Annotated in this window: 8 protein-coding genes; 1 reads left to right on the top strand and 7 read right to left on the bottom strand. The window is 28.5% G+C overall.

All coding sequences use genetic code 11. The annotated features are described in order from the left end of the window. Positions 1-6 precede the first annotated feature (6 nt). Together ACZJV1_RS04785 and ACZJV1_RS04780 are read right to left on the bottom strand one after the other, a co-directional pair. Complete coding sequence (locus ACZJV1_RS04785) at positions 7-876, bottom strand: UbiA-like polyprenyltransferase (protein ID WP_463651609.1); 870 nt, start codon at positions 874-876, stop codon at positions 7-9. Then, the gene (locus tag ACZJV1_RS04780) at positions 866-2,311 is read right to left on the bottom strand and encodes a menaquinone biosynthesis decarboxylase (protein ID WP_463651608.1); all 1,446 of its coding nucleotides are present in this window, start codon (positions 2,309-2,311) and stop codon (positions 866-868) included. The genes ACZJV1_RS04785 and ACZJV1_RS04780 overlap by 11 nt, the downstream gene beginning before the upstream one ends. A gap of 372 nt (positions 2,312-2,683) precedes the next feature. Here ACZJV1_RS04780 and lpdD point away from each other — a divergent pair, with 372 nt between their 5' ends. Continuing rightward, positions 2,684-3,052 carry a prenylated flavin chaperone LpdD gene (gene lpdD, locus ACZJV1_RS04775; protein ID WP_463651607.1) on the top strand — a complete coding sequence of 123 codons (369 nt, stop codon included), beginning with the start codon at positions 2,684-2,686 and terminating at the stop codon, positions 3,050-3,052. Positions 3,053-3,119: 67 nt separating this feature from the next. Here lpdD and ACZJV1_RS04770 read toward each other — a convergent pair whose 3' ends face one another. The 5 genes from ACZJV1_RS04770 to ACZJV1_RS04750 form a co-directional block, all read right to left on the bottom strand. Beyond that, the gene (locus ACZJV1_RS04770; protein WP_463651606.1) at positions 3,120-4,391 is read right to left on the bottom strand and encodes an aspartate aminotransferase family protein; all 1,272 of its coding nucleotides are present in this window, start codon (positions 4,389-4,391) and stop codon (positions 3,120-3,122) included. Positions 4,392-4,469: 78 nt separating this feature from the next. Next, entirely contained in the window at positions 4,470-6,395 is a 1,926-nt protein-coding gene (locus tag ACZJV1_RS04765) for a peptidase U32 family protein (RefSeq protein WP_463651605.1), read from the bottom strand. A gap of 367 nt (positions 6,396-6,762) precedes the next feature. Next, on the bottom strand, positions 6,763-8,007 hold the full coding sequence (locus tag ACZJV1_RS04760) for a sensor histidine kinase (RefSeq protein ID WP_463651604.1): 1,245 nt from the start codon (positions 8,005-8,007) through the stop codon (positions 6,763-6,765). Positions 8,008-8,009: 2 nt separating this feature from the next. After that, positions 8,010-8,690 (bottom strand): response regulator transcription factor, encoded by a 681-nt coding sequence (locus tag ACZJV1_RS04755; RefSeq protein WP_411170097.1) that lies wholly within the window; start codon positions 8,688-8,690, stop codon positions 8,010-8,012. Between the two features lie 363 nt (positions 8,691-9,053). Beyond that, on the bottom strand, positions 9,054-11,579 hold the full coding sequence (locus ACZJV1_RS04750; RefSeq protein WP_463651603.1) for an ABC transporter permease: 2,526 nt from the start codon (positions 11,577-11,579) through the stop codon (positions 9,054-9,056). Positions 11,580-11,586: the final 7 nt, after the last annotated feature.

Raw genomic sequence — 11,586 nt, 5'->3', positions numbered from 1 at the left:
TTCTCCTTATATTAAACAGTCTAATAAACCAAAAACTAAAAACACAATACTTATTACTTGGTTAACGTTATATGAAGCAATTTTAACATTCTTTAAATTAACTTCACTTACCATGTTGTGCTGCACTATAAATAATATACCTATTATAAATAATCCTATGTAATATAAAGTTCCTAGCTCATTTGATAATAAGCCTACTATTACTAAACAAATTAATGCAATTACATGAAATGCTCTTGATATTAATAAAGCATTTTTAACTCCAAATCTTGCCGGTATTGAGTGAATTCCATTATTAGTATCAAACTCATAATCTTGAGCTCCATAAATAATATCAAAACCGGCTACCCATAACGTGTTAGCTGCTCCCATTACTAATGGAAGAAAAATAATCTTGCCAGTAACAGCAAGCCATGCACCTACTGGTGCTGCTGCTGAAGTTATACCAAGAACTAAATGACACATCCATGTAAATCTTTTAGTATAAGAATATATTATCATTAGAAATAAAGCTATTGGCGAAAGTATTAAACAAATTGTATTAAGTTTCCATGCTGCAAAAACCATAATCCCAAAGCATATTACTACAAAAATAAGAATTTCTTTTTTATTCATTAGGCCCTGTGGAATTTGCCTTGTAGCTGTTCTAGGATTTCTTGCATCTATTTCTGAATCTATAACCCTATTTAAGGCATTAGCTCCTGTTCTTGCTCCTAAAAAAGCTACTACTATCCAAAATATTGTATTAAAATTCAACTTTCCATTTCCAGCTAACAACATAGAAATCAAAGCAAAGGATAATGAAAAAATAGTATGAGAAAACATTACTAAGGTTCCATAATCGGTAATCTTATTTTTCACTTTGCTAAATTCCATATTCTGACCACCTTTTATCTACTTGTTTCTTCATTTCTTCTGACATTTCTATATCTTCTGGCCATTCTCTAGTATGACCTTCACTAGGCCATTTTATCGTAGCATCTATTCCTATTCTGCTACCATAGAAAGGTATATCTGCTGCATGATCTAGTGCATCTAATGGCCCTTCTGATATTACTAAATCTCTTTTAGCGTCAATATTATTAAATACCTTCCAAGCTACCTTAGATACATCTTGAGGATCTACATCTTCATCTACTATAATAATCATTTTTGTGTACATCATTTGTCCCATTCCCCATAATGCATTCATTATTTTTCTTGCATGCCCTGGGAACTTCTTTTTAATAGATACTATAACACAACTATGGAATACTCCTTCTAATGGGAAGTTAATATCTATTATTTCTGGATTCATCATCTTTAATAATGGTAAGAAAATTCTCTCTGTAGCCTTTCCCATATAGCAATCTTCCATTGGTGGTTTTCCTACTATTGTAGTTGGATAAACAGGACTCTTTTTATGAGTAATACATGTTACATGGAATACAGGATAATCATCTGCTAAGGAATAATATCCAGTATGATCACCAAAAGGTCCTTCTCTTCTTAACCCCTCATTTACATCTACATATCCTTCAATAACAAATTCAGCATCTGAAGGAACATAAATATCATTTGTAATTGATTTAACCATATTTATAGGCATTTTTCTAAGAAATCCTGCAAACATCATTTCATCTACCATTTTAGGTAGTGGTGCTGTTGCAGCATATGTAATTGCTGGATCACAACCTAATACTACTGATATAGGCATTTTGCCGCCAAGCTTTCTATATTGTTCATATATTTCTCTTCCGTCTTTATGCCAGTGCCAGTGCATACCTGTAGTGTTTTTATCATAAACTTGCATCCTATACATACCCATGTTTTGAATACCAGTATCAGGATCCTTAGTTATAACTAAAGGAAGTGTTATAAACTTTCCTCCATCTTCTGGCCAACACTTTAATATAGGTAACTCTGATAAATCAGGATTATGATTTATAACTTCTTGACAAACTCCCTTTGTAGGTAATTTAATAGGAAACATGGTTGCCATTCTACTTAGTCTAGGTAATGATTTAAATTTATTAATAAGTCCCATATAATTAGCCATATCAATAAATTCTTCTATATCATTTCCAATATCATTTAACTTCTCAACCCCTAATGCCATGGCCATTCTTTCATAAGTTCCCATAGCATTAATTAAAACTGGATACTTTGATCCTTTAACATTTTCAAATAGTAATGCTGGACCATATTCCTTTGAAACTCTATCTGTTATTTCTGTGATTTCTAATTCTGGATCTACTTCAGCCGTTATTCTCTTTAACTGATCCTTTTTTTCTAACTCTTTAATAAATACTTGCAAATCCTTAAAAGACATAAAACACCTCCAAATTGTTGTTTGCCTTCACCATTTTCAACTTTACTATATTACTATATTTTTCTTACTATTTCAACAAACAGCTTGTACTATATATTACTTTTAACATTTCATTTATATCTAATTCCAGCTATAATTATAAATATATATGTTTCAATTAATAATCTACATCCTTACAGTGTAATAAGATTAAAAGTAAATAGTCTTATTTAAGTAAAATGGCAAAATTGAAAGCATATATATTATTTAAATTTTTATATAAGTTGCTGAAATACTTACTTTATTTAAATACTAACAAATTTAAAAATAATTCATTTAAGGTAAAATATTTATTACAACTTATATACTAAAATAAACTTTAGGAGGATCTCCATGGTTCAATTAACAAAAAAATTTAAAGATTATAATGTAAATTGTGTAGCTATAAAAATGGGAAATGATTGGAATATAAGTATCTATGGTGGTGACACTCCCCATATCGGTGCTGTTGCCCTTGGAATCCCTAGAGAAAGTCTTTTAGATAAAAATAAAATAAGCTCTTCTGTATCAATACTAACAATTACAGGCCATAAAGAAGATGTAATAGTTCAAAATGTTGCTAAAAAGATATCTAGTACCATTAATAGCACTGTAGTTGTTTCTTGTGGAATACATATTGATAATATTACATTTGCTGAAATTGAAAGCTTAAATTCTATAATAGATGAAATTGTAAATGAGTTAATACAAAATATTAAATAATTCTTACGTCAAAAGCATGGACAGTAGCTAGTTTTGTTTAAAGTCAAATCTACCTACTGCCTTTTTATTAAACTTCATATAAAACTTCATCTAAGTTTTTAATTAGAATTTCTACATTCTCTTCTGTTATTACTAATGGTGGTTGGAAGGCTAATACATTTCTATTTAATCCATTCTTACCTACTATTAGCCCTCTATCCTTTAACTTTTCTAATATTATGTCAGTTTCTTCTGTTGCTGGTTCTCCATTTTCTTTTACTAGTTCTGCTCCTAGCATAAGACCTAAACCTCTAACCTCTTTTATTATATTGTATTTATCTTTTAAACCCTCTAATTTATCTTTTAATATTTTCCCTAATTCTTCAGCCTTCTTGCACAACTCATTTTTCTCTATATAATCTAAAACTGCCATAGCAGTAGCTGATGAAACTGGGTTCCCTCCTAGTGTTGATGCAGATGGCTTCGTAAATGATTTTGCTATTTCATCATTAGTACAAAATGCTGATATTGGCATACCATTACCAAGTGCTTTTGCCACTGTCATTATATCTGGTACAACATCATAATTCTCTATAGCAAACATTTTTCCTGTCCTAGCAAAACCTGTTTGAACTTCATCAACTATTAATAGTATTTTATTTTCTTCTAATATTTTTTTAAGTTCTTTAAAGTACCATAATGGTGGAGTTATTATTCCTCCATTTCCTTGTATAGGCTCAGTTATTAAAGCTGCTATATTTTCCGCTCCTCTTTTTTCAATTATATCTTTAATACTTTTTAATGATTCTCTTGCAGCATCCTCTGCATTAAGATTTTCATCCCATACATTACTTGCAAAATGAAATACAGGTGATAGGTCTGGATCAGCTCTCCACATTGGTATTGCTGTAGCACTCATAGTTAAATAAGTTCTTCCATGTAATCCGTTATTTAATGCAATAAACTCCTTTTTACCTGTATATAATCTAGCTAATAGCATTGCTCCTTCATTAGCTTCTGAACCAGTACAACAGAAAAATGAACGTCTTAAATCTCCTGGTAGTACCTTAGATAATCTTTCTGCTAGATTAACCACTTCCTCAGTTAAGTAAATAACTGTTGTATGCTGAAGTCTTTGCATTTGCTTAATTGTTGCATCTAATATTTCCTTATTACAATGCCCACAGTTCATTACTGATACTCCAGCAAAAAAGTCTATATACTTATTACCCTTATCATCATACAAATACTGCATATCTCCCTTTACTATTTGTGGGGGATTTTTATAGAAATGATTTCCTTGAGATGATGGAAACAAGTACTGCTTTTTCTTTTCGATTATTTTTTCTGCTCCAATCAAAATCTATTCCTCCTCAATTAAATTGCCTTTATACTAAAAGTTTATTTGTTTAAAATACTCTTTAGGAATATTCTCTACTTAATTAAATTGCATTGCTCCTAAAGTAAAACCTAAACAATCATAATCAAACTTGTTAAATATCTCACTACAAAGATCTAAATCTATCATTGCCTTCTTATAGTCTTTTATGATATTTCTCAATGTATCATTATCATAACTACATCCTTCAATTCTAAAAGACTTAGCTCCTAGTTCACTTAGTTCCTTTAATATAGGCATATAACATAACTCTTTAGATAATAGCATATGATTATTACCATTATTATCTCTATATACAGGGTGCTCATTTCCTTTATCATCTATTAATAAAAGAACATTTTTATCTCTATATTTTCTATTATTATTTTTATTAGCCTCTAATACTTTAGTATTTTCATATAGATCATGACTCATATACATTACAACTGGTGAACCATGAACTATTATTTCTAATGGTAATGATGACTCCATTAATATTTCCTTTGTATTTATTACTGGAGATTCACAGGATAATGTTCCTAAGGTTACTCCTTGATTTTCATAAAAATCTGCTGAAAGCTTATTATATATATTTAATGAATAGTCTCCAATAAGATCTAATCCTAAATCTTTAAACTTCTCTATGCTGCCTAAATTAGTAACTAATATTCCATCAATTCCTAAATTGTTATTTCTTAATAAATCGTTATAATTAGAAAAGTCTTCTTCATACATCATTCTTGGTAATCCTAAATAAATTTTAGAATTTCTTTTATTCTTAACTATATCTATTATTTCCTCTTTGCTAAATGGACTATTAGGCTGGAATACTTCCCCTGATAAATATATATTATCTACACCCTCTTCTATAGCTACCCTAGCTGCTTCATATGAATTTACTTTTACGCTTAGCTTTACTTTATCCTTTGATTTTTTATCAACTTTAAGAAGCTCTTTAACTTCTACTACTCTTTCCTCACTTATTTCAAACTCATCAACGGGTTTACTAAATACCTTACCTGTACTATAGAACTTTCCAGTACCTTCATAACGCTCATTTATATAAGAAAGTCCTGGATTTCCAAAGGCATAGGCTGTTGAAAAATCTCTCTTTCTATTTTCATATAAACTTTCTGCTTCTTTCTTTCTATCATAATGAATAGGATCATTTATATATCTATCTATAGCATCACTATATGTATTTATTAAATTTATAAGATAATCAGCCTCTCTCATTCTTCCCTCTATTTTAAAGGAAACAACTCCAGCATCAATTAATTCTGGAATATTTTCATACATATACATATCTTTTACTGCCATAGGGAAAGTTGTATCATATTGTTGTCCTTCTTTATTAGTCTTATAAGCCCAACGACATGGCTTCATGCACATACCTCTGTTACTGCTTTTTCCAAATAACATTCCACTATAAAGACATTGTGAGCCATGGGCTACGCACATATCCCCATGGACAAAGTATTCAAACTCCATATTTGTCTTTTTTGAAAATTGTTTTACTGTATTTAAATCTATATCTCTAGATACAACTACTCTTGTAATACCTAACTCATGTAATTTTTTTATAGTTTCAAAATTATGTACATTCATCATTACAGATGAGTGAATATTTAAATTTAGTCCTAAATCTTTAATTAACTTTACTACGCTCATATCTTGTACTATTAAAGCATCTGGTTGAATCTTCTCAAGGAATCTAAGATATTCCTCAGCCTGTAATAAATCCTCTGAACTTAATAGATTATTTACTGTAATATAAACTTTTTTATTTAGAGAATGTGCTAGATTTATTGCTTCCTCTAGCTCTTCATTTGTAAAATTAAAGTCTTTTCTATGCAAACGCATATTAAATATTTTCCCACCTAAATAAACTGCATCAGCTCCACTTTTTATTACTTCCTTAAAGATTTCATAGTTTCCAGCAGGAGCTAATAACTCAACTTCTTGATTATTAAAGTATCTACTCATCTTGTGTTTCCTCTTTCTTGTATATTGTTATTATTTTAACCTTATTAATTATATCACAACAATAAAAAAGTCGCCAAGGCGAGCTTGCCGAGCTGTCGACTTTTTTTTGCGCATGTGCATTTCCGAAGCTTGCCTGAGGAAAATCTTGCACGCGCACTTTATTCTCTTTTTACTCTATAGGACTAATTTTAATAACTTATATCCTATAAATAATTTATCAATAGATTTTAAAAATATAATTTCCTATAGAGTAAAAAAGTGGACATACGTAAATTTACTTACCAAGGCTTTAAATGTAGTTACTACATAAATTTATTAGATACCTACTATATACCCCATTCCTCTTTTAGCTGATTAACTATTTCCCCTAGTAATGTATAAAGCTAATAATAAATGTAGTTCCTACGCCTTCTTCACTTATTAACCTTATCTCTCCTCCAAGTTTCTCTATTATACTTTTAGATAAAGATAATCCAATTCCTATGCTCTTTGGATTTATACTACCTTCACCTTTGTAAAATCTCTTAAATACGTTATTTATATGATCCTTTGGTATTCCTGGTCCATTATCTTTAATATATATTTTAGTTATTAACTTACCTGCTGATACTCTTATTTCTATCTCCTTTCCCTCTTCTGTATGTTCAATTGCATTTTTTACAATATTTGATATTGCTTCTCCTAACCATCTTCTATCATGAAGTAGTTCACAATCCAAGTCTCCTGTTATAGCTAATCTTTGATTCCTCTTCTTCGCCCCTTCTATTAATGATGATATTGCTAAGTTAATTGTTTCTCTTAATGGTTGTTTTTCCTTACAGAAATTAATAACTCCAGCCTCTAGTCTTCCTACCTTTAAAAGATTCATTATAAGCCATTCCATTCTTAACTGCTGCTCTTCGCACTTTTCTAAAAATTTCCTTCTATCTTGAAAAAGCATATTTTCATTTTCTTTCATAATATCAGTAAACATAACTAAAGATGCTAACGGTGTTTTTAATTGATGTGATATATCAGATAAAAAATCCTTTAAGTATTCTTTTTCCTCTTTCAATAAATGAATTGATTTATTAGCTCTATCTCCCATATAATTTAAAGAGTTAATTAATACAGCTAAATCCCCTTCTTCATATACTCCCTTAATACTCTCAAACTCTCCTGATGACGCTTTAGATATACTTTTAATTGCACAATGTAACTTAGAATATATTCCTTTCAATTCTTTAATAAATATTAAATAAAGTAAAACTGTAAATATTATACTTATAGGTAAAAATGTAAGAAATATTTTTTTATAAAATTTATTAGTTACCTCATTTGTTATTATTGATAAATCATCATCATATCCATAACTCTTTAATAATTTCTTTGCTTCATTTATCTCTTCATCATTTTTTATCTCATAAAATCCTTTTATTACATGATTAATATCTTCGCCTTCTATAACACTGCTTAAAACTGATGTGTTTTGATCAATTAATGTCTTATTTATATTTTTCACTACTCCATATGAAGCTACAAAAATTATTGATATACCTATTATAAAAATAATTATAAATTTTATTGTTACTCTTTTTACTTCAGGATTATTATATAGTCTTTTTAAATCCATTCTCATTCACCTATCCACTTATAACCTATTCCTCTGACAGTCTTAATGTATGGTCTTTCTTTATCTTCTTTAATCTTCTCTCTTACTCGATTTATATATACTGTAAGGGTATTTTCTTCTATAAAGTCCCCTTCAATATCCCAAAGTTTTTCTAATAAAGTCTTTCTAGTTAAAACATTTCCTTTATTTTCAATTAATAATAATAATAATTTATATTCCACTGAGGTTAACTGAAGCTTTTCGCTCTCTTTATAAACTTCATACTTTAAAGGAAATATAATTAAATCTCTAAATATAATTTTATTATTATCTTCTTTTATAGCAGAACCCTTTCGTCTAGCAACAGCATTTATTCTAGCTACTAGCTCCCTTACTCTTACTGGCTTAGTTATATAATCATCTGCTCCTAAATCTAATCCCATTACTACATTTACCTCTTCATCACATGCAGTTAAAAAAATTATTGGAACATCACTTTCTTTTCTAAATTCTTTACATAAATCATATCCATTACCATCAGGTAAATTTACATCTAATAATATAATATCTGGATCTATAGTGTGAATTTTTCTCCTTGCTTCTTTTGCTGTAATAGTATGAACAACATTAAAGCCTTCATTTTTTAGAGAATATTCAATTCCCATTGCTAGTGTAACATCATCTTCAACTAATAAAATATTCATATTTCCTCCTAAAAAACCTATCTATATCTATTTTAATATAAATCAAAATAATTTACAAAATGGGTTATTTTATCCAATTTGTTATAGGAAACTTCTTTTATAAATTTATGCTACCATTTCTCATAAAAATTTTTCATATTTAAATAATTTGGATTTATTTAATAATAAAAAAGTCGATATATATAGGTTTACTTATTCCGTCGCTTTGCTCCAAGTAATCGCAAGCCTATATATATCGACTTGAAAACTGAATGATGAAAATTATAGAAAGTCATTCACAGGGTAAACTTTTTATAATTTCCTAAAGAATAAAAAATGCTACATTTATATGTAGCATTTTTACAATTAAATTTATTATTAAAACTATTCTTCTTCAGAAATACCTTCTACTACTGTTAATTTTTTTAATTTATTCATAGGAAATACTGTAGCTATATATGTTACTCCAACTGCGCATATTATTGAAAGTCCAAAGGCAATAAAGTCAAATTTATATTTAATTTCTGCAAAACCTGCTGATATTTTTATTAATACTGCTAAAAGTATTGCTGATATTACTCCACCTATTATTGCTGCAATTATTCCATATAAAGTTCCCTCTAATAATACACTTTTCTTAAGCTGCTTTTCTGTCATACCTATAGCTTTTAATGTTGAAAATTCCCTTTTTCTTAATAAAAGATTTGTTGATATAGTATTAAATATATTAACGACAGATATTATTGAAACTATTGCTATAAAACAATAAACAAAAAATTCTACTTGCTTATATATACTTTCTACTTGCTTAAATGCCTCTCCCATATCCATATAACTATATCCCTTATCTATAGAGTTTTCATTAAAATATTGTACTGCGTCATTTCTAGCATTTACATCATCATTAAAGCTAAAAAATATAGTATTATATTTAAAATCTTTCACCATACGACTATATAAATCTTCATGGAACATTAATTGAATCCCATTCCTAAGATTATTTCCAACAAGAGGCTCTCTATCAGCTATTGCCACAATCTCTAACTCGTAAAAATCACCATTCTTTATAGCTTCTTCTATTTTATTTATACTATTTTCTAACCTTGAACTATAATCATCAATCTTTGGTATTTTTATCTTATCTCCTACCTTATACTTTGTTGCCCTAATAGTTTCTACATCACCATTTTCATTACGTACTTTAGTACCATCTAAAAGTATTACTCCATTTTCCTTTAACTTAGTTAAATCTAGACTTCCTGATACAATATATCTTTCAATTGCCTTTAGCTCATCATCTCCCCCAATATATCCTCGACTACCACCAAAGTCTACAAAACCTAATGCATTATAGTTTTCACTAAATTCCTTTGAATTAGTTTTAGCAGTATAATCTTTATTAACATATTCAACTGGCAGTGCAAAATTTAAACCTTCTGAATAATACTTATAAATATCCCTAACAAAATCTAGTTCTTCTAATTCTTTAACGTCTTCATCTTTTAACATTTCACCGTTAGAAGGAAATAGCGTAGAATCATAAGGTGAATATTGAAATTGTTGTAATACACCTTGTTTTGTGAAGTCTAAAAATCCATAAAATACATTAAAAATAATTATTGAAATTGTTAATGCTAATGATGTGACTACAAATCTTACTGGTGTTCTTCTAATATTTTTATATGCTATATTTCCCTCTATTCCAAATATTTTAGTTACTAATCTACCTTTTCTTCTCTTAAGCTTACCTAACTTAATTTCATTTTTATTTCTTATTGCATCAACAGCAGATATTTTATTAGCTTTTCTAGCTGGTCCAATTATAGATAATAAAATTGTAATAGCAACTAACAACTCTGTGCCTAAGATTATACTTGGATAAAATCCCACCTTAAAATCCTCTATAAACATTAAAGTATCACCAATAAATATCTTTACTCCATACTTTAAAGATAAAAACCCTATTATACATCCTAATGGCAGGGCTATAATTCCCATTAAGAAACCTTCTTTAAATATAATTCTTCTTATTTGCTTTGGTGTAGCCCCTATTGCTTTAAGTATTCCAAAATACCTAATCCTCTCTATTACAGATATATTAAAGGAATTATATATAACAACTATTGTGCATATCATTATAGTTATAATAACAAAAATGGACATTTTCTTTAATGAACTAGTTACATAATTATTCCCACCATTGCCAGTTAAATATAATAACTCGTGATTATCACTCTTATTTTTATAATCAATATTATTTTCTTCCATAATTTTTGATATAATCTGTTGTTTATTTTTCTTTGATTTTAAATTTATATATAAGGTATAATCTAAATTTTCTTCTAGATTAGTATCATCAAAATATCCCATTAATCCTATTGCTGAATCAGAAACATATGAAGTCCCTTCTTCTATTCCAACTATTTTTAATACCTTAATATTTTCAGAATCATCTTTTAATGTAATTTCATCCCCAACATTCACATTTAATATTCTTTTATAAGATGTATTAATTATAACTTCATTTTCATTAATTGGTGTACGTCCTTCTAATATTTTAGAAGTTTGCATTTTTTCATAGTAATCTTTATTTCCTCTGCTTATAGATATATCTTTTTCAACACCATCAATTTTATAGTTAGTGTTATCATCTACTATTATTGATGCATCTTTTACTTCTGCATTATTTTTTATCTTTTCTCCTTGATCATTGGTAATATTATATAATACAAACTCAGCATCTCCGCCACTTCTTTTTTTCTCTGCTATCATTGAATCTCTAAAGCTCAAAAGAAATGTTCCTACAGCAAAAATTAATACAGTTGCTAAAACTATTCCCATTACTGTTAAAGAGGTACGCTTCTTGTTTTGCTTCATATATCTATTAGATATTTCACTATAACTTTTCACTATATTA

This window comes from Clostridium sp. LS3, from assembly GCF_055330225.1.
This window is presented reverse-complemented; position numbering and strand designations above follow the sequence as displayed.

Bases quoted from the DNA above. Each gene is read 5' to 3' on its own strand.
- ACZJV1_RS04785 (WP_463651609.1), bottom strand. From the start codon at position 876: ATGGAATTTAGCAAAGTGAAAAATAAGATTACCGATTATGGAACCTTA.
- ACZJV1_RS04780 (WP_463651608.1), bottom strand. From the start codon at position 2,311: ATGTCTTTTAAGGATTTGCAAGTATTTATTAAAGAGTTAGAAAAAAAG.
- lpdD (WP_463651607.1), top strand. From the start codon at position 2,684: ATGGTTCAATTAACAAAAAAATTTAAAGATTATAATGTAAATTGTGTA.
- ACZJV1_RS04765 (WP_463651605.1), bottom strand. From the start codon at position 6,395: ATGAGTAGATACTTTAATAATCAAGAAGTTGAGTTATTAGCTCCTGCT.
- ACZJV1_RS04760 (WP_463651604.1), bottom strand. From the start codon at position 8,007: ATGGATTTAAAAAGACTATATAATAATCCTGAAGTAAAAAGAGTAACA.
- ACZJV1_RS04755 (WP_411170097.1), bottom strand. From the start codon at position 8,690: ATGAATATTTTATTAGTTGAAGATGATGTTACACTAGCAATGGGAATT.